We start from the raw sequence: 21,174 nt of genomic DNA, 5'->3' as shown, positions 1-21,174 counted from the left end.
CTCAGCATAAGGTCTCGACCTTGCGAGCGTCCGCCCTTCGAGCATGACCAAAAACGAAGTTGAGCTATCCGGAGGAAAGAGCCATGCTCTTCAATCGTCGTTCCATGTTCAGGGCAGGAGCCGCAACTGCGCTGGCCCTTTCAACACCTCAGATCATGACACGCGCTACCTTTGCGGCCGCTCCACCGAAATCGGAAATCACCAACACCGGCTTTTACCGCTTCATGCTCGGTGAGTTCGAGATCACCGTCATTCTCGATGGCATGCGGACATTTAATGGACCACATCCGACCTTCGGCGCCGATCAGGATGCCGACGAAGTCGTGTCTGTGTTGAAAGCCAACTTTTTGCCGTCGGATCGGATGATCGGCCAATTCAACCCGGTGCTTGTGAACACGGGCACCGACCTCATCCTGTTCGACACCGGCAATGGGCCGGAGGGCAGGGAATTTGGAACCGGGCAACTGGCGAGCCGCATCGCGGCATCGGGTTATGCGTCGTCCGATGTGACAATCGTTGCGATTTCCCATCTTCATGCCGATCATACTAACGGGCTCATGGACGGTGATCATCCGGCGTTCAGCCAGGTACGATATGTCGTCGGCCAAGCTGAATGGGACTTCTGGACTTCAACTGACAGAGGGCAGCTGGGCCTACTCGCCGCAGCAGGAGGGAAAGATCCCTCCTGCCGTTTCACGCGTCATCGTAATCCGATACCTGACGGTTCGGCGCTGAGTGCGTTTTCGAACAACGTTTTTCCTGGACCGGAAAGCCACTGTTCCACCCTCAACATGGGTCCGAACTCACGTTCGAGGGCAGCAATGTCTGCGATCCCTGCAACCACGCCGTTATCGACGAGAGCAGTCAGCCGTTTCAGAAAGTTGTTCTCGCTCAGCAGTTCCTCGGAAAACCGCTGGTAGTGAATAGGGCGGCCTGCCGCACGTGAGAAGGCCTCTTGCAGATCCTTGCCTGTGATGTCCTGTCCCGACAGTTCTATCACCCGGCCGGCATGGAGGTCTGGCTGGCAAAGGATCTGCGCGTTGATGCGCCCGAGGTCATGGAGCGCTATCATCTGCATCGACTGGTCCGGCTGCATGAAATATGTGAAGACTCCGGTGTTCAAACCCATTCCGGGGAGCATCATCATCTCCATGAAGCTAGCGGGGCGGGTGATTGTCGTGGCGATTGGCAAGCTGCGAACGTAGTCCTCGATGCGAGACTTGGTGTCGAAATGACCCATCCCAGTATGGCCCTTCCCCGCCGCTCCGGTTGAGGAATAGACAAGATGAGCAACTCCGTTGGACAGTGCGCTATCTGCGATGGACTTGCCCTGATCCACTTCCTGTTCATCTGTCACTAATCCGGATGGGGAGCTGGTCTGCACGCTGAAAACGCCACGTATTCCGGTCATCGCGCGGTCGATCGATACGCGATCGAACAAGTCACCCGCCACCAGACTGACGCCGTCCGCCGCGAGTGACTTGGCCTTTTCGCTATAGGGGTCACGAACGAAGGCGCGAACCTCCCGGCCAGCTTCGCGCAGTGCCCGTGTCACCGCTCCCCCTTGCTGGCCTGTCGCTCCGAACACGAGAAATTCCGGCGTATTTGACATGTTGGTTCTCCTTGGTAACTTACGCAGTTACCATGTGGAACAATTGGAAAAAGCGCGCAAGACGGCACAATTTTGGTCCTCGGGCACACGAAGATAACCAATGGAAGTGAATGCAGGAGATGTAATGCCACGCGAGATAAATGGACGACCTGTGGTTGAAACTCCGCGGGGACCGGTTTTGACACCTTGCGCCCCGGGCAGCGTGCTGGCTCGCCTTGGCGACAAATGGACGATCCTTGTCATCTCGATGCTTTCACTTTCCCCCGATGTACCCATGCGGTTCGGCGCCCTTCGACGCGGCATTCCCGATATCTCGCAGCGTATGCTGACGCTTACTCTTCGCAATCTTGAGAGAGATGGGCTCGTCGCACGGCACTATTACACCGAACTGCCACCACGCGTTGAATATGAGCTGACCGATCGCGGAAAATCGATGCTGAAGCCGCTTGCGGGATTCACGGACTGGATCCGCGACACATGGCAAGACATCGAAGCGTCGCGTAGCGAGTTCGATGCGGCCGAACAACGCCGGATTTAGAAGAAGCTCCGATCTGCTTCTACGCAAGCTGCTGGTCAAATCGCTTTAGGTCGAGGGCATCCGTCGCCTTCCAGTGGTAGCTCCTCATGTAATCGAGAAACGCACGCATGGCTGCGCTCGGGAGGCGGCGGCTGGGGTAGTATAGAAACCAGTGCGGCAAGGTGGGGCTCCAGTCGCAGAGAAGCTCCACCAGCCGGCCGGTTTGGATATACGGCTTGGCGTAGTCATCGAAGACATGGGCGATTCCTCTGCCCGCCAGTGCAGCTTGCAGTTCGTTGTGTGCGGAACTCACCGTCAAGCGCCCAGTTGGAGTGACTTCGATCTCTTCGGCTCCCTCATCAAAGCGCCAGGTGACGAGCGTGCCACCAGGGAAACGGCGTCTTATACAGTCGTGACCAACAAGTTCGTGCGGTGTCTGCGGCTGCCCGCACCTCTTGATATAATCAGGCGAAGCTACGATTGCATAACGGAGCGCGGGTCCAAGCGGCAGCGCAATCATGTCCTGGGCCAGCTGCTTGCCGAACCTGACGCCGGCATCGAAACCCTGCTCCACGATATCGATGACGGCCGCATCGCTGATGATCTCGATCTTCACCTCGGGATAGGTATCCATGAAGTCGAACACCAGCGGGCAGAGAAAATGATCGACGGCCGGTGCCGGCGCGTTGATCCTGAGCGTTCCAGACGGGCTATCCCGCAACTCGTCGACCTCTGCGATGGCGAGCCTGATGTCGCTCAACGCAGGTGCCAAACGTTCGAGGAGGCGCTGGCCTGCCTCCGTCGGAAACACGCTCCTCGTCGTTCGATTGAGGAGCCGGATACCCAAAGTCTCTTCCAGGGCGTTCATCGTCTGGCTCAAGGCCGATGAAGAGACCCCTCGCTCGAGTGCTGCTGCGCGGAAACCGCCACAGCGCACGATGGCTACGAAGACATCGAAACTGTCCAGGCGAATAGGGTTCATTGAGAAGTATTTCTAACCAAGGTGATAAACTTAACGCAGGTTATCAGATCAATCGACCCATGTCATGGTGAGGGCAGAGTTTGACGCTGTGCTTGATCCGCTTCCTTTTCCGGTCACGTCGACCCGTGCGATCAAGCGAAGCGAAAACGTACCAAACGCAAAAGGGAAGACCGATGAATGCTTTCACCCTCAACAGACGCGCTGTCATGCTGTCCGCTGTCGCGGGCGCATCAAGCATGCTCATTCCGAGCCTGGGTGGCTCCGGCAGAGCCAACGCCCAGGCCGCGTCCCCGGTGGCCGGCAATGCCGGTCACTACCGCTTCCGCGTCGGCGAAATAAGTGCGACTGTCTTGAGCGATGGTGTGATTGGTGGCCCGCCCCGCGTCTATGCAAGCAACGCGCCGGAAGCCGAGCTTCAGGAGGTCCTGCGACAAGCATTTCTTCCGACCGACCATATGACGCTCAACCTCAACACGCTGCTAATCGAAACCGGTGGCCGGCGGATTCTGATCGAAGCCGGAGCCGGCAAGACCATGGGCCCGAATGGCGGGCGCATCTTCGATAACCTCGCGGCGATCGGTCTCGATCCCGCGGACATCGATGCGATCGTCATCTCCCACACCCATCCCGACCATGTCGGCAATCTGAGAACCGCAGACGGTGGCAAGGCCTTTCCCCGCGCCACGGTCTTCGTTCCGAAGGCCGACTGGGACTTTTTCGTCCGCACCGATCCGGATCTCTCCTACATGCCGGTGCCGGAGGAATTCCGTCTGCGCTTCGCCGCAAACATCAAGAACAGCCTCGAGCCGTTCGTGAACGATGTCGAACTTTATGAAGCCGGCGCCCAGATCGTGCCGGGTCTGACGACGATCGTCGCATCCGGTCACACGCCGGGCATGGCGACCTTCCTCGTCCATTCCGGGAACGACCAGTTGCTGCTGACGGCAGATCTTGCCTATCACCCCATTGTCAACGTCGATAGGCCCTGGCTTCCAGGCCCAGACCGCGACAAGGAGACGGCCCTATCCTCCCGCCGGCGCATTTTCGACAGGGCCGCCGCCGAGCGCATGCCCGTGCTTGGCTTCCACTATCCATTCCCCGGTCTTGGTCGGATGCTCAAGACCGATGGTGGCTACGCCTGGGTACCAGCCAATTGGCAGTTCTGACGGCAACGAAACAGGAGCGATCTCATGGACCAGTCAATGATCAACAGACGCGGCTTCCTCGGCACGATAAGTGCGGCGGCGACAGGGCTGGCACTTGCCACCAACGCTGCGGCGCAGGCCCAGAAAACGAATGTGGCGTCGCCAGCCACTGGATCAAGCCCGGACGTGCTGACCCGCACCTTGCCGCGTACCGGCGAAAGGGTCACAGCTCTGGGTCTCGGCACTTTCCTAACCTTCGACCTGAAGCCCGGGATCGCCGCGATGCTCTGCGCCAGGTCTTCGAACGTTACGTCGCCGCAGGCGGTCGCGTCGTCGACACGTCGCCACTCTACGGCTCGGCAGAAGTCAGTGTCGGCCAGTTCATGGGCGAATTTGAACGATCCGACGAGATGTTCCTCGCCAACAAGATCTGGTCGACAGGAGAGTATCTCGGAGACGAAAGCCACGCCGTTGAAAGCTTCCGGCAATCGCGCATGCGAACATGGCGTGAAACGATCAATCTCATGCAATGCCACAGCATCACCAATGCGCCGGTCGTCATTCCGCTAATGAAGGCATGGAAGAAAGAAGGCCTCATACGCCATGTCGGCGTGACCCACCACGAGTCGTCAGCGCAGGACCAGCTACTGGCGATCGTCCAACGCGACGACGTCGATTTTATCCAGACGAACTACTCGATCTTCAACCGGGATGCCGAGCGCCGCCTGCTTCCGGCGGCTGCCGACAAAGGCGTCGGCGTGCTCATCAACCTGCCGCTCGAAAAGGCGCGCCTGATGAAAATCGTCGAAGGACAGCCGCTTCCCGGTTTCGCCGAGGAGTTCGGCGCGACGAGCTGGGCGCAGTTCTTCCTGAAATGGGTCATGGCGCATCCGGCCGTCACAAGCGTGCTCTGCGGCACGTCCAACCCCGACCACATGAATGATAATGTCCAGGCGATGACAGGCCCGCTTCCGGACGAGCGCATGCGTGCCCGCATGGTCGCACATATGGAAACGATTCCCGGCTTCGGCTCCATCGGCACGATGCCGTGGTATCCCGGCAAAGAGAATATGTATTCCGGCCTGATCCGGGAGGCACAGGCAAACGCCGCGCAGCGCCTGCGGTAAGGTCGCCTTGCTCTAATTCGACACCACTTAAAAACCGGGAGACCGACTTTGCTTTCCACCAGACGCTCGCTTCTGGCGGCCTTTCTGACGCTGCCTCTCATCGACGTGGCGAGAATGAAGGCGTTTGCGCAGGCCGCTCCCGAACTCCCGCTTACTCTTGCATGTGACGATGGAGACGAACCGACCCTTGAACGGGAAGCCGGTCCATTCTTCAGGCCACACTCGCCGCTCAATCGGGATCTCTATCCGGATGCGCCCGGAGGCGAGCGAATTACCGTCGCCGGTTTCGTGCTCGACAATCGCTGCCGACCGCTTGGCGGCAGCCTCGTTGAAATCTGGCACGCCGATGCGAACGGTGACTACGACAGCGTGGGTTTCCGCCTGCGCGGACACCAGTTCACCGACACCCACGGACGCTGGTGGTTCAATACCATCGTGCCCGCGCTTTATCCCGGCCGCACGCGCCATTTCCATTTCAACGTCCAGGACCCAGGTGGGAGGGTCCTCACCACCCAACTCTATTTTCCCGGAGAGCCCAGAAACGCCGGAGACGGGCTGTTTCACGAGGCGCTACTCCTCGACATGAAGCAAACCGGTGACGGAAAGTTCGGACGGTTTGATTTTGTGATCTGACCAAGGAAGGCCGCGGGAGAGGGGAGGGTTTAATCGCCCTACGACTTTCTCAACTTGCGTTGACGTGCATTCCGCCCATTTGCGCAGTTGACAGATACAAATCGCTCTCAACGCATCTTACGGCCGCTATTGAAAATCGGCTGCGGGACGCCGTAAAGCACGACGTCCGGACAACGCGAAGGGCAAATCAGGCGTTGAAGCCGGCGTCCACACTGAGAACCGCACCGGTAATCAGACTTGCAGCCGGACCCGCCAGAAACGCCACCGCGCTGGCGACTTCACGGGGCTCGCCAAATCGGCCGAGCGATGTGAGGCTGCGCTGATAATCAGCATTCTCGCCATTGGCCGGGTTCATGTCCGTGTCCGTTGAACCGGGAAGAACAAGATTGACGGTGATGCCCTGAGGCCCGAGTTCGCGCGAAAGGCCCCGCGTGAACGACAGAAGCGCCGACTTCGACATGGCATAAGCCGTCACACCCGGGAAAGGCACACGCTCCGCCAGGGAGGAGCCGATAGAGATGATCCGGCTCCCCGATGAGAGATGCGGGATCGCGGCCTGTGAGAACAGGACGGGCGCACGAACGTTCACATCAAGCATGGCCTGCAGGTCGGCGAGTGCCAGATCCGCGGTCATGCCGGCGGTTCCGATGCCTGCGCTGTTGATTAGAATATCAAGCCCTCCAAGTGTGTCGACCGTCTGGCTGACGGCGCGACGGATGGCATCCGGGTCGGCGCTGTCGGCCTGAATGGCAAGCCCACGCCGGCCGTTTTCCTCGATAGTGTGAACGACCGCTGCAGCCCTGTCTGCGGAGCGCTGATAGGTGAACGCGACATCCGCGCCATTCTCAGCCAGCGCAATTGCGATCGCGGCGCCTATTCCCCTCGAGCCGCCATTCACCAAGGCACGTTTTCCCAGCAATTCCATCATTGTTACCTATATGCAGTGATCGATGCATAAATAGGTAGAGTCATTGCAAATTGCCGTCAACTGATTTATGCAGTGCTCGATGCAAAATTACGTTTTGACCTCTCCAGAGCATTCAGAGCCGACCCACCGCTCACGCGGCCGACCGCGGGAATTCGACCGCCAGGCTGCGCTTGCCGCCGCGACAAGACTGTTCTGGATCAAGGGTTATGAGGCTGCCTCCATCGCAGATCTAACGGAAGCGATGGGGATCGGCACGAAGAGCCTCTATGCAGCCTTCGGCTCAAAGGACGCACTCTATGCGGAGGCCCTACGATACTACTACACGACCTACGAGGGGTTGGTCTGGACGCGCTTCAGGGCTGCTTCGACCGCGAGAGACGCAGCGCTGGTATTTCTTCAGGATTCCGCCATCGCCATGACCGGTGGAGATTGCGATCTGCCCCACGGGTGCATGGCAACGCTCGCCGCTGTAGGCAGCGAAGGACACTCCGAACTGGGCGAACTCATGCGAGTGACTCGTGCAGGCGGTTTCGATCTCCTCAAAGCGCGCTTCGACCGAGCGAAGAACGACGGTGATCTAAAGGCCACGGCAGATACGACCAAACTGGCTAGGTTCGTGCAGACAGTCCAAAGCGGCATGGCAATCCGCGCCCGCGATGGAGCGGACCGCGCCGAACTGCACGCTGTGGCGGAAATTGCGCTTTCCGGCTGGGACAATATCACCGGCAACATCGATCACAGGATGCAGGGCAAGGCTTGAACTCTTTGGCCGAGTGCTGAAGGAACGCGTCGGGCTGTGATGGAATGTCCGGTGCCTGCCGGATTCAGCCGGAACAAGAATAGCCATGCAGGTCGAGCTGCTGCTGGCTAGGATGGATTTTTCTGACCATCGAACAACAGATCCTGATGCGCCGGTTCCAATGCCCTGCGCGGTCTTCGTCGACTGATGCGATAGACGGCTGCAGGTGGAATATTGGCGAGGGTGCAGCCGATATACCTTGCCTTCAGGCCCAGTCGGTCGAGCAAAGGTCTGGCGATCGGGCATCGTGGACCGTAAGTGAATTGATAGAATACTCCATCATGGCGAAGGTGCGAAAATGCGCCCTCCAGGATGGCATGCACTTTCCGCATCGGCATTGACAAAAGAGGAAGGCCACTCACGACAGCGCCTACAGGCGCCGATCCTTGAAGCGGCAACTTTCTCAATTTGGCAGCATCCATCTCGATGATTCTTGCAGTTGGAAAACGAAGACTAAGCTGCGTCGCGAAGTCCGCGCCATATTCGATCAGCACGAGGTTTTCTTCAGCTACACCTCGATGCAGCAAGGCCTTTGTGAAAACGCCTGTCCCCGGACCTAATTCAATGACGGTGCCCGTCTTGGCGGAGATCTCGGCTGTCATGAGAGAAGACAGCGCACGCCCCGACGGTATAACGGACGCGACACGAAGGGGAGCGGAAAGCCACGCCCGAAAAAACAAAAACGCATCAGCAGTCCTATTCGTCATCGCTTGCTGGCTCCCGGGTTCAGGCGCATCGAATGTCGTCGCTGAAGCCGCCACACCATGGCTGTGGGTACTTCCGTGACAACAAGCAGGACCAGTATTTTCAGGGCGAGCGCGGACGAATTGATGCCAGGAATGACCAGCACAGCCAGGTAGCCGGCGGAGATGAACAAGCCGTTCCAGAGAACGATGCCGACTGCCATGCCGGATACAAACCGCAGCGTATTCGTGCCTAAAAGCCCGGCCGCTATAGGCGAGATCAACCGCACGGTGGGAATGAGTTGCGACAGGATCGTAAGCGCTCCTTCCCGGGCACGCAGGGAGGACAATATCCAGTCGATGCGTGACTGCGATAGACCCACCCATCTGCCGACCGAGTAGAGAAGCGTTACGGACCCTTTTCTTCCGACGGCGCGTACAAGAAGATAGAGACCGAAGGCCCCCATAAAACTCCCGACCGTCGTCGCGATGACAGCGGTGTGGGGGGACCAGACGGCGCCATCGGCCGCGATACCTATGGCAACGAGAACCCCATAAGAGGGCAGGGCAGGCAAGAAACGTTCCGCCAGCCCGATCGCAAACAGACCGAATATGCCGTAGACCGCAATCCAGTCGACAAGGTTTCCAAAGGGGTCCATATCTCACCCCTCCCGTCTGATCGTTGTCGCGTCCAGACCGGAGAGCTCGGGAGGAGGAACTTGTGCATCGAACGATATCCCTGTCAGCCTTTCCGAAATCTCCCACAGCTTATGCGCCACATGCTTCTCTAGCGCCTGTCGCGGGATCTGCGCTTCTGTCGGGTGTCCACGGGTTTCGCCCAGTTTATCGGGGCCGTAATAGCTGCCGCCACGAGCTTTTGGAGATGTAGCCGCGAACAAGGTCGGCAGCGCGCCTTGCGAAACCGGCTGGAACAGAAACCACATGAACGACCTGAGGAGGCCTTGAGCGCTGCGGCGACCGGGGCCGTTGTGAAGCAGATCTGTGCGCGATATTCCCGGGTGTGCTGCGATACTGGTAATACCCCAGCCCGCTTCTTCGCTCCGTCGTTGCAGTTCGAAAGCAAACATCAGACATGCCAGCTTCGACTGACCGTAGACAGGCATGGGCTGATAGCCCCGCTCCGCTTGCAGATCGTCGAAGTTGATCGCGACGTTTGCGCCTCGCACAGCAATGCTGGAAAGCGTCACGACGCGCGGGTCTTGTGCCCCCATGAGCAACGGCAGGAGGTAGCCCGTCAGAGCAAAATGGCCGAGGTAATTGGTGCCGAACTGCAGTTCGAAACCGTCTTTGGTCGTCTGGCGCGTTGGTGGCGTCATCACGCCGGCGTTGTTGATGAGAATGTCGATATGATCGCGCGTTTCTTTCAGTCTTATGGCCAGAGCTTCGATCGACGCGAGGTCACCGAGGTCGACAATCTCCAGTGCGACCGATGCTTGGGGTACCTTCTCCTTGATGCGCCGAATAGCGTCGGCACCTTTTGTCGGATTGCGCCCTGCGATAATCACGTCGCCTCCTGCTCGGGCCAGCGCCAGCGCGTCTTCGAAGCCCAAGCCGCCGGTTCCGGTGATCAGGATCGTCCGGCTCTTCTGAGAGGGCATGTCGTCAAGTGTCCACGGTTGTGACATCGTCAAATCCTTCTGTTCTGCTGGTGCAAGAGTCGTCCGCCGAAGACGCATTGTTCGAGGCACGTCTTCGGCGGACAGATGGTCGCCGTGGGGTGAGGCGACCCTTCACGGATCCGGAGCGGGGCGGTTCCGGGTCCGAGCCTATTCGATGGCGTCGATCGGTTTGCTCAGGGGTGGCCTTGCCGCGACCTCGCGCGTTCGCTGCATCCAGGCAGGGTATTCGGGAGCGATCTTACTGACAGCTTCCAATTCAGCGACCTCATCCGCACTGAGCGTGACTTCCGAAGCTCCGACACTGTCATCGAGCTGAGCGATCGTCTTCGCACCGACGATGACGCTTGTGACGTGCGGCTGGTGCAGCAGCCACGCCAGCGCAATCCTTGCAACGCTGACACCCTTGTCGGCGCCGATGCGTTCCATCACATCGATCACGTCATAAGCTCGATCCATGGCGACCGGCGGAAAATCGAAAGTTGTCCGCCGGCTACCTTCCTCACCCTGCTTGTCGCGGCCGAACTTGCCGCTAAGCAGCCCGCCTGCAAGCGGGCTCCAAACCAGAAGACCGAGTCTTTCGGCCCTGATGAGCGGAACGATTTCCCGCTCGATATCGCGACCTGCGAGCGTGTAGTAGTTTTGCGAGGTGGCGATCTTCGCGATCTGAAGGCGCTCGCTGTGGCCCAGCGCCCGCGCCATCTGCCAGGCCGACCAGTTCGACACGCCGATATAACGAACCAGACCCTGCTGGACCAGCGCATCCAACGCAGCAAGGCTTTCCTCGATCGGAGTTATGTTATCGACGTTATGAAGCTGGTAGAGATCGATGTGATCGACCTGTAGTCGCCTTAGACTGGCCTTGACGCTATCCAAGATGTGGCCCCGGGAATTGCCGGCGTCGTTTGGCCCTTGGCCCATGGGCCCGCAGACCTTGGTTGCGATAACCACGTCCTCTCGTCGGACACCCAGGTTTTTGAGTGATCTACCGATCATCTCTTCCGATACGCCATTTGAATAGATGTCGGCGGTATCGATAAAGTTGATCCCGTGCTCAAGTGCGCGGGCGATCAGAGCCTGAGCGTCGTCTTGCTGGACGTTACCCATATTAGCCCAGGTCCCCTTGCCGCCGAACGTCATAGTGCCCAGGCACAGCTCCGAGACAAAAAGGCCCGTGTTTCCTAATGTGATGTATTTCATGACGAGCGTGTCCTGAGAGAGGGTCCGGTTGCGAACCCGCTGCGGCGCATGTACGCCGCAGCGGGCATCCATCAGGCGATTCCGCCATTCGCGAAGACGTTTTGACCATCGATCCACGCCCCGTCCTGCGAGCAGAGAAGGCCTATGACATTTGCGATATCCTCTGGCTGGCCCAGCCGACGAAGCGGGGTTGCTTCCGGTATGCCGCGAAGCGCCTCTTCCCCGTGCTGACGCAAGAGTTGGGTATCGACGGCGCCTGGCGATATCGCATTGACCGAAATGTTGCGACCGCCCAACTCCTTGGCAAGAACGCTGGAGTAGATCTCCTGCGCCGCCTTGGTTGCGGCGTAGGCTGCCGTGCCGGGAGGACTCATTTTGATGATACTTGAGCTCAGGCTGATGATCCGGCCACCATCGCGGACGCGTCGTGACGCCTCGCGCAGCACGTTAAAGCTCCCTTTGATATTGGTGGCCATCATCCGGTCAAAGGCCTCGTCGGTCATCTGACTGAAAGCACCGACGTTCATGATGCCGGCATTATTGACGACGATATCGACGCCACCGAAGGCTTCGTCATTGGCGTCGAAAAGAGCTTTGACCGCAGCCGGATCCGCCACATCTGCCTGGCGAACGATGGCACGGCCGCCAGCGGTCTCGATATCGCGAACGACCTGCTCGGCCAACTCGCGATTGGTAAGGTAGTTCACAGTCACGGCGAAACCGTCCCGCGCCAGACGCCGGGCGGTGGCTGCACCAATGCCGCGGGAAGAGCCGGTAACGATCGCGCCACGCTTGTCACTTGGTTGGGCGATAGCGCCAGTATCGGACGATTGGGCCGATGCGATGCCGCTCATGGCGATAGCGGATGGCACGGCTGCCGCGAGGGCGAGGAATGTGCGCCGGGAATTGTCTGTGTTGGACATTGGAACATCTCCTAAGAAGTTTCGAATGGTTCAGCCTGCAACGGCGGTTTGCGGTCAGGGTTGGCGAAGCAAGGCGCCAACTCTTTGGTTTGCAATGAGGAGAGTGATGCCTGCCAGGACGGTCGAGAAAGGCACGATCAACAAGCCGAGGCCGAGGCCGTTTGAAATATCGGCTGCGCTGGCAGCATCGCTGACAACGCCAACGATCAGAGGGCCAAGTGCGGGGCCGAGGAGGCCGCTTCCGATCATGACGAGGCTGGTCGCCTGTGCCTGACGTCCAGGACCGGCGATCAGATGCGCGGCTCCGAAGCCCCAGGGCAACATGAATGAAAATGACAGCATTCCGGGCACGAAGAGCGCAATGGACATCCAGCCGGTCGGTGCAAACAGCGCCGCAGTTGTCGTTACACTGGCGATCAGGAACAGAATTGCCGGCGGGCCGAGCACCTTGCCGGAGCCTGAGCGAACAGCAAAATCAAACCAGCGTCCACCGCCCAATGTACCGATGATCCCCATCAACCCTTGCAACATGCCGAAGGAAACGCCGACCTCTGTCGCGGTAAACCCGTAGCTGCGGATCAGAAACGGTATGGAGAAGGCATAGAAAGGCGCCCCTGCGAAGCCCAGGAAAATGGTACCCGTGAACAACCAGCGGAACGCCGGAGACGATAACAGGTCAAGGCTGGTTCGCAGAAAGGGTTCGCCGCGAGAGGCTGTTGTTGGAAGAGGAGGAGTGGCGCCGGAAACAAGGATGGTCAACAACCCGATCAAGATGCCGATGGCTCCAGCACCGATCAAAACGACGCGCCAGCCGAAGACATCCGCAATCGCGCCGCCTGCCGCAAATCCTACCATCGTGCCTAATGGGATGCCCATTGCGAACAGACCGATTGCAAGACCGCGCCGCTCGAGGCCAATTTTGCGGACGATGAGAGCATGGCCAGCCGGGACGGCGCCAGCCTCTCCGAATGCGACACCGAAGCGTGTGAAGGCCAGGAACATGAAACTGGCTGCAAAACCACCGAGTGTGGTCATGACACTCCAGACCAGGACGCAGGACACCAGTACGAACCGGGGTGATCCCCGATCTGCTGCACGGGCAAGCGGTAATGAGAGAAGGGCGTAACAGACCGCAAAAGCGAGGCCCGTGAGTAGGCCCATCTGGGTGTCGGTCAGCGACAGGTCTGCTTTGATTTTTTCCGCGAGGATGAAGGGAAGTATCCGATCGATCTGCGAGAACGCGTTAATCAGGAGAAGCACGATGCATATGGCGGCCATTCGCAGGCCCTTTGCGTATTCCCGGCTGGAGGCAGCGGGCGGCGCTCGTGTCTCTGAAGGGTCTATTGACCGGGCGACAATTTCTGTCATCTTGGGGTCACTCCTCGCTTGGTTGCACCCTTAAGCTAGATGGAGTGTCCAATGACCAGAATGCCCGAACCTTCAAGAAACTTGCCTATTCCTGCAGGAGAGGCGATGATGCCGGCGAGGAGCCACGTCTTGCCGTGGCCCCTGAAGCAACCGGAGCCCCGCTTGAATACGCCATTGCTCTCTGCCGTCACCGCCTACATCGAAGACCAAGGTGGCGGGCAAGGCCTGTTCCCGACGGCCATAGAAGGCTTCAATATCGTCCGCTCGTTTCAATCGATGATGCCCATGCGAAACATCTATCGGCCATCGCTATGCGTCGTGCTGGAAGGGGCGAAAGAGTTGCAGTTTGGCGATGAACATCTCAACTACCGCAGCATGGAGTGCTTGGTCGTCAGTGTCGGCGTCCCGGCGACCGGAAGGATCGTGGAGGCCAGTGCTGCAACGCCTTATGTCGGCGTCATGGTCGATTTCGACGTGGCAACCGTGCGGGAGGTCCTCGAACAATTGGATATACCGCCAGCGCAGTCGGACACGACCGGTCCTTGCGCTTTTATCGCCGAAGTGGATCAACCACTAGCCGATTGCATTCTCCGCCTGGTTCGACTTCTGGCAACTCCGAAGGCGATTCCGATCCTGGCGCCTTCGATCGTGCGCGAGATTTGCTATTGGCTGTTGAGCGGCCCGCATGGCGGCGAGATCTGCAAACTTGCCTGTCCGGAGTCAAACATCGAACGTGTGGTAAGGGCCGTATCCCTGTTGCACACCAACTTCGCGGAAACTTTGCGCGTCGATCAGTTGGCCGATGTTGCGCGGATGAGCCCGTCTTCGTTTCACCAGCACTTCAAGGCACTGACCTCGATGACGCCGCTCCAATTCCAGAAGCAACTACGGCTGTTGGAGGCGCGCCGCCTCATGGTCACGAAAGCCGCCAATGTTGCCGAAGCTGCGTACAAGGTCGGGTATGAGAGCGCGTCGCAATTCAGCCGAGAGTATTCAAGAACTTTTGGAATCGCGCCTAAACAGGATGCTCTAAACCAACAGCGCCTCCACAGTGAATATGCGAGCCGCACCATTCGATCCGCGTGATCTCAACAGGAAGCGGTTGCGGCTAAGGTGCAAACGGGTCGAGCTGAGCCGACACCTCTGGTTCCTAGGCCCAATCTGCCCAGACAGGCAAGAGCCATATCTAACTGGCGCAGGATGAAAACGAGATCGTAGGTCGATGTATCTGGCGAAGACATTCAGGACGTTCTGATAAAAGCGTTGTTGCCCGAAGCTGCGTCGGACACTTCCGAAGCTTGGTTCTTGCGCATCGGTCAAAACGCGTCGATCGACTTTATAACGCGGCGTTCGAGAGGCCTCTGTGATCCGATGCAGGGATGACAAGTGGCATGTGGAAAGCGATCTCGGTCATGCCTTAGCCGCCCAAAATGATGGGCCTGCACCGTTGATTTGGCTTTCGCCCCGGAGATTTTCCTCTCGCACACACGGACCCGTTCCATAAATATGCTTACGCCGCAGCTGTGTGTAAGGGCTATTTAGTAATGCGACAGTTGGGCCAGTTAGAGATGCGACAGTCTCGCCTCTCGACGTTCTGGTCAACGCCGACGTCGCTCGCTGAGCTGCCGTCCCCGGTTCCAGCGGGCGATGGTCTCCGGCACGGCGTCCGTCTTTCGGGGGGCTGGCTTGGCTATCGAGCGCAACACCCACCTTGGCGGCATAATCGAGTGCGGCTGGATTGATTGAACGCGGCCGCTCTTGGCCGGGCGCAAACCGCAGAGCGTTTAGTAGGACACGCTTCGGGACAATCTAACAAATCCGGTCGCTCACTCGACCAGCGTGCTCTGAAGAACCGGATTCGCCTACTCGCCCTGTCGCAAGTTGCGAAGGCGGTCGAATAGGACGGCTAGCACGATTGCCCCGCCGATAAAGCATCCTTGCCAGAATGCGTTGATGCCGAGCAGGCCAAGACTGTTGCGGATGATTTCGATAAGTGCAGCGCCGACCAAGGCTCCAAAGGCGGTGCCGACGCCGCCGGCCAGATTGGCGCCGCCGATAACTGCGGCGGCAATAACCTGAAGTTCCATCCCGGCACCGATGTTTGTGGTGACAGCGCCGAGCCAGCCGGTTTGAATGATGCCGGCAACCCCCGCCGACAGGGCAGAAATCATATAGACGATGACCTTGATCCTCGGCACGGGAACGCCCGTCAGTGTCGCGGCGTGTTCATTGCCGCCAATGGCAAAGACATAGCGGCCGAACTTGGTCCAGCGCAGCACGAAACCGGTAATGAGTGCCAGTATGACCATGTAAAGCACTGGATTGGCGATGCCGAAAACCCAGGCGCCGCCACCCAGCGCCAGTAGTTTGTCGTGATCGGGTCCGAACTGGAAAACGACAGTGTTGTTGGACGCAACCATCGCAAGGCTGCGCGCAATCGACAACATGCCGAGCGTGACGACGAAAGGCGGGAAGCCGAGATAGGCAATCAATACGCCGTTAAAAGCGCCGACCAAAAGAGCAGTACCGATTGAAGCGGCGATGCCGACTTCAATGCTGTATCCTGCGTGCATGACCACCGCCAGCACCATGCTGCAGAGGCAAAGCACGGAGCCGACGGACAAATCGATGCCGCCGGTGATGATGACCAGCGTCATGCCGAGCGCGATAATGGCGACGAAGGTGACGTTGCGGGTGATGTTGTAGATGTTCTTCGCGGTCGCAAAAGAGTCTGTCGCCGTCGACAGAAAAATGCAGGCGAGAATGACCGCAATCAGAACCCAGAATGTCTGGCCGCCCATGATCGTCGCAAGCCAGCTCCGTTGCTTCTGTCCGATCGTCTGGTCAAGTGTGATCGCCATCGTCGACCTTCTTCTTTCCTGTTGCAATGGACAGCATCGATCACACCTGTTCGATGGCGCCGGTGATAAGCCCCGTCACTTCCTCCGGCGAACTTGCCGCAATCTGCTTGTCGGCTACTTTTCTGCCGCGCCGCATCACGATCACGCGGTCGGCGACCGAGAAGACGTCGGGCATGCGGTGGCTGATCAGGACAACGACAATGCCCCGGTCACGCAATTGGCGGATCAGATTGAGAACCTCAGCCACCTGGCGCACGGAAATGGCTGCGGTCGGCTCGTCCATCAATACGATTTTCGCTTCCGAGAGCATCGTGCGGCCGATCGCGACCGCTTGGCGCTGGCCACCTGACATTTGCTTGACGAGATCGCGCGCCCGCGTCTCGGATTTGAGCTCGCGAAATATCTCGCCGGCGCGTTTGTACATGGCCTTGTGGTCGAGGATGCGAAGAGGCCATACGCCGCGGCGCAATTCTCGTCCGAGGAACACGTTCGCTGCCGCCGTCAGATTGTTGCAGAGCGCCAAATCCTGGTGAACGATCTCGATGCCATGCTGGCGTGCTTCCTTCGGCCGATGAAGCACGAGGTCAGCGCCGTCGAGCCGCATGGTTCCATGGCTCGGTCGAAAGTTGCCGGCAATCATCTTTACCAGGGTGGATTTGCCAGCCCCGTTGTCGCCCATGAGGCCGACAACCTGCCCCGCTTCGAGCGAGAACGAAACATCGTTGACTGCCTGGATGGCACCGAAATGTTTGGAAATATTGCTGAGCTCAAGAACCGCCACCAGCCTTCTCGCCTCCCAAAACCTGCGGGCTATCCATCGCACCGAACCCTGCTTGTCTTGAAGGCAAGGCTCCGGCGAGTTCGCTTCCAGTATCCTCCCAGGAAAAGCGATCGGGAGCATTTACGCAAAACCCTGCGACAGCGTCAACTCATTGTCCCGGCAATTGACCTTATTGTCGCAAAAATCTGTTTTGTCAGACAAATATCATTTGACGAGAGTGGCGCGCAGATATTAGCTATTGATGGGGGAGAAACGGTATGCTGATCCTTGTGACCGGAGCGACGGGCAAGGTCGGGCGGCGCTTCATTGCTGGGCTGCTTGACGATCCGAGATTTTCCAAAGCCCGTATTCGTGCGCTTTGTCATAATCGTTTGTACGAGGCGACCGACCGTGTCGATGTCTTCCGAGGCTCGATCGCCGATCGCGATGTTGTGGCAGCGGCGCTGGTTGACGTTACCCATGTTGTGCATCTCGCCACATGCAAGGAAACGCCTGAAGACATCATGGATGTCACGGTCAAAGGTCTCTTTTGGCTGCTCGAGGAGTTCCGTACGAGCGTTACGGCACGCCAGTTCATCCTGATCGGTGGTGATGCGGGTGTTGGACATTTCCACTATCGCCACGACGGCCCGATCACCGAGAACGCCCGCCATTGTGCCTATCCGGGAAGCTATGCGCTATCCAAAGTCTTGGAAGAGGTCATGCTGGAGCAGTTTGGCATTCAGTATGGCCTCAATGGCTGTTGTCTGCGCGCGCCCTGGATCATGGAAAAGGACGATTTCAAGTATTCGCTGTCTTTTGGAGACGACGTCTTTGGTGGCCCGGACTGGAAGACATTCGTTCCGGAAGACGCGGCACGGCGCTATGCGGCGATGAGTACGGTGCCGCTGCTCTTGGATGCCGACGGACGTGCACTGAAGCGCAATTTCGTCCATGTCGACGATCTTGTATCGGCAATATTGGCAGCGATCGACAATCCCCGGGCGGAGCGGCAGCTCTTCAATATCTGCATGGATCGCCCCGTCGACTATGCTGAAGTCGCCGCCTATCTCCTGCGCACGCGCAATCTCGGCTCTGTCGACATACCGAGCCGCTTCCATTCCAATTGGATGGACAACAGCAAGGCGAAGTACCTGCTGGATTGGCAGCCAAACTACGATCTCGAAATGCTTATCGACTCGGCCTGGCAATACGAGCGTTCGAAGGAGGAGCCTCGCATCGTCTGGTATCCGGGTTGATTTCGTGTGGCGGGCACGCGGTGTCCGTCTGTTTCAAGGGAGGAAACTATGAGGAAGGCACTACTACTTACAGCCGCAGTTTTAGCACTGACCGCCGGGCAGGCCCTGGCCAAGAAGCAACTCGTCATCGTCGTCAAAGGCCTCGACAATCCGTTCTTCGAAGCAATCAATCAAGGTTGCCAGAAATGGAACAAGGAGAACCCCACTTCTGAATACGAATGCTTCTACACCGGTCCGGCATCGACATCCGATGAAGCCGGCGAAGCGCAGATCGTTCAGGATATGTTGGGCAAGGCGGACACGGCTGCGATCGCAATCTCGCCGTCAAATGCAAAGCTCATTGCCCAGACCTTGAAGACGGCCAATCCGACGGTTCCGGTGATGACGCTCGATGCCGATCTTGCCGCCGAGGATGCAGCGTTGCGCAAGACTTATCTCGGCACCGACAACTATCTGATGGGCGCCCGCATCGGCGAATATATCAAGAAGGGCAAGCCGAAGGGCGGCAAGATCTGCACGATCGAAGGCAATCCGGGAGCAGACAATATTCTACGCCGCGCACAAGGGATGCGCGACACGCTTACTGGTCAGAAAGGCTTGACCGAGCTGAAAGGCGAGGGTGGCTGGACCGAGGTCGCCGGCTGCCCGGTGTTCACCAATGACGATGGTGCGAAGGGTGTTCAGGCAATGACCGATATTCTCGCGGCCAATCCCGACTTGGACGCATTCGGTATTATGGGTGGCTGGCCATTGTTCGGCGCGCCGCAACCTTATCGCGACCTGTTCAAGCCGATGGCCGACAAGATCGCCAGCAACGATTTCGTCATTGGTGCCGCCGACACGATCGGCGACGAGGTCGCCATTGCGAAGGAAGGACTGGTCACGGCGCTCGTCGGCCAGCGACCGTTCGAGATGGGCTACAAGGCACCGTCGGTAATGATGGATCTGATTGCCGGCAAGCCGGTTGAAGATCCGGTTTTCACCGGGCTCGATGAGTGCACGAAGGATACAGTCGACACCTGCATTCAAAAGTAGCTTCACGGTTTGGCGCACCCGGTTCAAGGGTGCGCCGACTGTCCTCACGAGACGGATCGAGAGATCCGCTGGGCTTGACGCGCCCTGAATTCCGCGCTTTGTGCCAGCGTCAATCGCAGGCGACTTCCTCGTTATTACGATTGTTGTGATCATACGTGCAGACAGTCGAAAGAATGCTGAGGCAGTAGAAATAAATGCCTGACAAAAAATCGGGAAAGCCAACGGCTGCGCTCGAGGTGGTGATGGTTGACCGCTCGGCCACCACAAGGCGCCCAAATTCTCCCCGCATGACTGGGGCGAGTGTTCATGTGTCTTTAGCAGGCGAGATCGGTCTGCGAATCGTGCGCGGCGACTATCCGCCGGGCACGATCCTGCCAAATGAAGCAAAATGGTCGGAAGTCTTTGAGGTCAGCCGATCGGCGGTGCGCGAAGCGATCAAGATGTTGATGGCCAAGGGCCTGCTTTCTTCCCGCCCGAAAATCGGCAGCTGGGTCGAACCCAAGGAACGTTGGAACCTGCTGGATCGAGATGTCTTGGGCTGGTATGCGGCATCTCCTGATCGCGAATCCTTTCTGAGGGCCGTGCAAGAACTCAGGCATATGATCGAGCCGGAAGCGACCGCGCTTGCTGCGGAACGCCGAACTGACGAGCAAATGAACGCGATCAACCAGGCCCTGCATGACATGGATCAGGCGACATCGCTCCAGCAGCGAACAGAAGCCGATGCGCGATTTCATATCGCGATCTTACGCGCCTCGGGAAATGATCTGCTGGTGCCGCTCGGCGTCTTGATCGAATCGGCGCTGAACCACCTCTTCGCCCATGTGACGCGGGAGGAAGACAATTTGCGGTACGCGCTGAAACTTCATGAAAATATTGAGAAAAGCATTCGACTGCAGCGACCGACCATGGCGCGCAACGCAGTCCGCAAGGCGTTGGCAAATACCGACGAAATCATCGCCCGGTGGTCACGATAGATTTTTGCATCCTGTCCGACTGTCGGGTTGACGATAGCTTGATGCAGGGGAATTCAACCTCCTACAGTCCTCGATGCCTACCCAAAACCCGCGGCTTGTGCTACTGTCCTTGGCAACCTTCGGGGGCTGAGCCATGCGTGGGCTGCTTGCATCGGTGGCGTTGATTTTCACAGGGACGGTGGCCGCTGCGGGGAGCCCTTTGTTCGATGCCGTTGCCACTGGAAACACCGCCGTCGTCGAGCAGGTTCTGGCTACCGGTGCCGATGTCGACAGCCGGGTACGCGATCAGGCAACACCTCTTATCAACGCCGCGCTCGGAGCCCAGCTTGCCATAGCCGAATTGCTGATCGGCAAAGGCGCCGACGTCATGGCTCGGAACTCGGGCGGCTTTACGCCGCTTCATGCGGCAGCCTTTTCCGGCAGCGTGCCGATCAGCAAGCTGCTGCTCCACCATGGCGCAACGCTCGACGACGCGGCCAATAAAGCGGGTGTAACGCCGCTGATGGTAGCCGGTGAGGAAAACCACGTCGCTCTCGCCACGTTTCTTCTGGCTGAGGGGGCTGACGTCGGTCATGCCGAGGTTCACGGCTACACGCCAATCACGCGAGCGATCTGGAAGGGCAACACGGACATCGTGCGGCTTTTCAAGCGGCATGGCGCGCCTTGCCCTCCGGCCAGCCGCATCGGGGAGAAAGAATACGCGACGTGCATGGAAATCCAATGATTGA

The 21,174-nt window shown here is 58.6% G+C and carries 20 protein-coding genes and 2 pseudogenes; 11 read left to right on the top strand and 11 right to left on the bottom strand.

What is annotated here, in order from left to right; translation table 11 throughout:
• Positions 1-83 precede the first annotated feature (83 nt).
• Positions 84-500 (top strand): annotated as a pseudogene (locus OIU37_RS10035) (MBL fold metallo-hydrolase); the annotation flags it as partial.
• A 200-nt stretch (positions 501-700) separates the two neighbouring features.
• On the opposite strand, the gene OIU37_RS10030 reads toward OIU37_RS10035, so the two are convergent.
• On the bottom strand, positions 701-1,612 hold the full coding sequence (locus OIU37_RS10030) for an NmrA/HSCARG family protein (RefSeq protein WP_264257414.1): 912 nt from the start codon (positions 1,610-1,612) through the stop codon (positions 701-703).
• Between the two features lie 124 nt (positions 1,613-1,736).
• On the opposite strand from OIU37_RS10030, the gene OIU37_RS10025 reads away from it, so the two are divergent.
• Positions 1,737-2,150, top strand: a complete 414-nt coding sequence (locus OIU37_RS10025) for a helix-turn-helix domain-containing protein (protein ID WP_264257470.1) — start codon at positions 1,737-1,739, stop codon at positions 2,148-2,150.
• A 19-nt stretch (positions 2,151-2,169) separates the two neighbouring features.
• On the opposite strand, the gene OIU37_RS10020 is transcribed toward OIU37_RS10025, so the two are convergent.
• Positions 2,170-3,111: a LysR family transcriptional regulator gene (locus OIU37_RS10020; RefSeq protein ID WP_264257412.1), complete on the bottom strand. Its 942-nt coding sequence runs from the start codon at positions 3,109-3,111 to the stop codon at positions 2,170-2,172.
• A gap of 173 nt (positions 3,112-3,284) precedes the next feature.
• Between OIU37_RS10020 and OIU37_RS10015 the strand changes: the two genes are divergently transcribed.
• The 3 genes and pseudogenes from OIU37_RS10015 (at position 3,285) to OIU37_RS10005 (ending at position 6,016) form a co-directional block, all read left to right on the top strand.
• Positions 3,285-4,277, top strand: a complete 993-nt coding sequence (locus tag OIU37_RS10015; protein ID WP_264257409.1) for an MBL fold metallo-hydrolase — start codon at positions 3,285-3,287, stop codon at positions 4,275-4,277.
• Positions 4,278-4,301: 24 nt separating this feature from the next.
• A pseudogene (locus OIU37_RS10010) lies at positions 4,302-5,383 on the top strand (aldo/keto reductase).
• 48 nt (positions 5,384-5,431) lie between these two features.
• Positions 5,432-6,016, top strand: a complete 585-nt coding sequence (locus tag OIU37_RS10005) for an intradiol ring-cleavage dioxygenase (RefSeq protein ID WP_264257408.1) — start codon at positions 5,432-5,434, stop codon at positions 6,014-6,016.
• A 187-nt stretch (positions 6,017-6,203) separates the two neighbouring features.
• Here the strand turns inward: OIU37_RS10005 and OIU37_RS10000 are convergent, their stop codons facing one another.
• On the bottom strand, positions 6,204-6,944 hold the full coding sequence (locus OIU37_RS10000; protein ID WP_264257406.1) for an SDR family NAD(P)-dependent oxidoreductase: 741 nt from the start codon (positions 6,942-6,944) through the stop codon (positions 6,204-6,206).
• 79 nt (positions 6,945-7,023) lie between these two features.
• Here OIU37_RS10000 and OIU37_RS09995 point away from each other — a divergent pair, with 79 nt between their 5' ends.
• Entirely contained in the window at positions 7,024-7,704 is a 681-nt protein-coding gene (locus tag OIU37_RS09995; RefSeq protein ID WP_233426749.1) for a TetR/AcrR family transcriptional regulator, read from the top strand.
• Between the two features lie 107 nt (positions 7,705-7,811).
• Here OIU37_RS09995 and OIU37_RS09990 read toward each other — a convergent pair whose 3' ends face one another.
• The 6 genes from OIU37_RS09990 to OIU37_RS09965 form a co-directional block, all read right to left on the bottom strand.
• Complete coding sequence (locus OIU37_RS09990; protein WP_264257402.1) at positions 7,812-8,450, bottom strand: class I SAM-dependent methyltransferase; 639 nt, start codon at positions 8,448-8,450, stop codon at positions 7,812-7,814.
• Positions 8,447-9,085 (bottom strand): DedA family protein, encoded by a 639-nt coding sequence (locus tag OIU37_RS09985; RefSeq protein ID WP_264257399.1) that lies wholly within the window; start codon positions 9,083-9,085, stop codon positions 8,447-8,449. The genes OIU37_RS09990 and OIU37_RS09985 overlap by 4 nt, the downstream gene beginning before the upstream one ends.
• 3 nt (positions 9,086-9,088) lie before the next feature.
• Complete coding sequence (locus tag OIU37_RS09980; RefSeq protein WP_264257397.1) at positions 9,089-10,072, bottom strand: oxidoreductase; 984 nt, start codon at positions 10,070-10,072, stop codon at positions 9,089-9,091.
• A gap of 141 nt (positions 10,073-10,213) precedes the next feature.
• Positions 10,214-11,263 (bottom strand): aldo/keto reductase, encoded by a 1,050-nt coding sequence (locus OIU37_RS09975; RefSeq protein ID WP_264257469.1) that lies wholly within the window; start codon positions 11,261-11,263, stop codon positions 10,214-10,216.
• Positions 11,264-11,334: 71 nt separating this feature from the next.
• Positions 11,335-12,186 (bottom strand): SDR family oxidoreductase, encoded by an 852-nt coding sequence (locus OIU37_RS09970; protein WP_171605308.1) that lies wholly within the window; start codon positions 12,184-12,186, stop codon positions 11,335-11,337.
• Positions 12,187-12,240: 54 nt separating this feature from the next.
• Positions 12,241-13,554, bottom strand: a complete 1,314-nt coding sequence (locus OIU37_RS09965; RefSeq protein WP_264257395.1) for an MFS transporter — start codon at positions 13,552-13,554, stop codon at positions 12,241-12,243.
• 162 nt (positions 13,555-13,716) lie between these two features.
• On the opposite strand from OIU37_RS09965, the gene OIU37_RS09960 reads away from it, so the two are divergent.
• Positions 13,717-14,640: an AraC family transcriptional regulator gene (locus OIU37_RS09960; protein ID WP_264257394.1), complete on the top strand. Its 924-nt coding sequence runs from the start codon at positions 13,717-13,719 to the stop codon at positions 14,638-14,640.
• A 776-nt stretch (positions 14,641-15,416) separates the two neighbouring features.
• Here OIU37_RS09960 and OIU37_RS09955 read toward each other — a convergent pair.
• Complete coding sequence (locus OIU37_RS09955) at positions 15,417-16,415, bottom strand: ABC transporter permease (RefSeq protein ID WP_171605310.1); 999 nt, start codon at positions 16,413-16,415, stop codon at positions 15,417-15,419.
• A 40-nt stretch (positions 16,416-16,455) separates the two neighbouring features.
• On the bottom strand, positions 16,456-17,196 hold the full coding sequence (locus OIU37_RS09950) for an ATP-binding cassette domain-containing protein (RefSeq protein ID WP_012758785.1): 741 nt from the start codon (positions 17,194-17,196) through the stop codon (positions 16,456-16,458).
• Positions 17,197-17,453: 257 nt separating this feature from the next.
• Between OIU37_RS09950 and OIU37_RS09945 the strand changes: the two genes are divergently transcribed.
• The 4 genes from OIU37_RS09945 (at position 17,454) to OIU37_RS09930 (ending at position 21,170) form a co-directional block, all read left to right on the top strand.
• Positions 17,454-18,434: an NAD(P)-dependent oxidoreductase gene (locus OIU37_RS09945; protein ID WP_168311747.1), complete on the top strand. Its 981-nt coding sequence runs from the start codon at positions 17,454-17,456 to the stop codon at positions 18,432-18,434.
• A 48-nt stretch (positions 18,435-18,482) separates the two neighbouring features.
• Complete coding sequence (locus OIU37_RS09940) at positions 18,483-19,469, top strand: substrate-binding domain-containing protein (RefSeq protein WP_017961839.1); 987 nt, start codon at positions 18,483-18,485, stop codon at positions 19,467-19,469.
• Between the two features lie 194 nt (positions 19,470-19,663).
• The gene (locus OIU37_RS09935; RefSeq protein ID WP_017961838.1) at positions 19,664-20,446 is read left to right on the top strand and encodes a FadR/GntR family transcriptional regulator; all 783 of its coding nucleotides are present in this window, start codon (positions 19,664-19,666) and stop codon (positions 20,444-20,446) included.
• 133 nt (positions 20,447-20,579) lie between these two features.
• Positions 20,580-21,170, top strand: a complete 591-nt coding sequence (locus tag OIU37_RS09930; RefSeq protein ID WP_264257384.1) for an ankyrin repeat domain-containing protein — start codon at positions 20,580-20,582, stop codon at positions 21,168-21,170.
• The last annotated feature ends 4 nt before the right edge of the window (positions 21,171-21,174 follow it).

Source organism: Rhizobium sp. BT-226 (assembly GCF_025847085.2).
Classification (GTDB): Bacteria; Pseudomonadota; Alphaproteobacteria; order Rhizobiales; family Rhizobiaceae; genus Rhizobium; species Rhizobium sophorae.
This window is presented reverse-complemented; position numbering and strand designations above follow the sequence as displayed.

Coding starts and splice junctions, on each gene's coding strand:
- OIU37_RS10030 (WP_264257414.1), bottom strand. CDS start 1,612: ATGTCAAATACGCCGGAATTTCTCGTGTTCGGAGCGACAGGCCAGCAA.
- OIU37_RS10025 (WP_264257470.1), top strand. CDS start 1,737: ATGCCACGCGAGATAAATGGACGACCTGTGGTTGAAACTCCGCGGGGA.
- OIU37_RS10020 (WP_264257412.1), bottom strand. CDS start 3,111: ATGAACCCTATTCGCCTGGACAGTTTCGATGTCTTCGTAGCCATCGTG.
- OIU37_RS10015 (WP_264257409.1), top strand. CDS start 3,285: ATGAATGCTTTCACCCTCAACAGACGCGCTGTCATGCTGTCCGCTGTC.
- OIU37_RS10000 (WP_264257406.1), bottom strand. CDS start 6,944: ATGATGGAATTGCTGGGAAAACGTGCCTTGGTGAATGGCGGCTCGAGG.
- OIU37_RS09995 (WP_233426749.1), top strand. CDS start 7,024: ATGCAAAATTACGTTTTGACCTCTCCAGAGCATTCAGAGCCGACCCAC.
- OIU37_RS09990 (WP_264257402.1), bottom strand. CDS start 8,450: ATGACGAATAGGACTGCTGATGCGTTTTTGTTTTTTCGGGCGTGGCTT.
- OIU37_RS09985 (WP_264257399.1), bottom strand. CDS start 9,085: ATGGACCCCTTTGGAAACCTTGTCGACTGGATTGCGGTCTACGGCATA.
- OIU37_RS09980 (WP_264257397.1), bottom strand. CDS start 10,072: ATGTCACAACCGTGGACACTTGACGACATGCCCTCTCAGAAGAGCCGG.
- OIU37_RS09975 (WP_264257469.1), bottom strand. CDS start 11,263: ATGAAATACATCACATTAGGAAACACGGGCCTTTTTGTCTCGGAGCTG.
- OIU37_RS09970 (WP_171605308.1), bottom strand. CDS start 12,186: ATGTCCAACACAGACAATTCCCGGCGCACATTCCTCGCCCTCGCGGCA.
- OIU37_RS09965 (WP_264257395.1), bottom strand. CDS start 13,554: ATGACAGAAATTGTCGCCCGGTCAATAGACCCTTCAGAGACACGAGCG.
- OIU37_RS09955 (WP_171605310.1), bottom strand. CDS start 16,415: ATGGCGATCACACTTGACCAGACGATCGGACAGAAGCAACGGAGCTGG.
- OIU37_RS09945 (WP_168311747.1), top strand. CDS start 17,454: ATGCTGATCCTTGTGACCGGAGCGACGGGCAAGGTCGGGCGGCGCTTC.
- OIU37_RS09940 (WP_017961839.1), top strand. CDS start 18,483: ATGAGGAAGGCACTACTACTTACAGCCGCAGTTTTAGCACTGACCGCC.
- OIU37_RS09935 (WP_017961838.1), top strand. CDS start 19,664: ATGCCTGACAAAAAATCGGGAAAGCCAACGGCTGCGCTCGAGGTGGTG.
- OIU37_RS09930 (WP_264257384.1), top strand. CDS start 20,580: ATGCGTGGGCTGCTTGCATCGGTGGCGTTGATTTTCACAGGGACGGTG.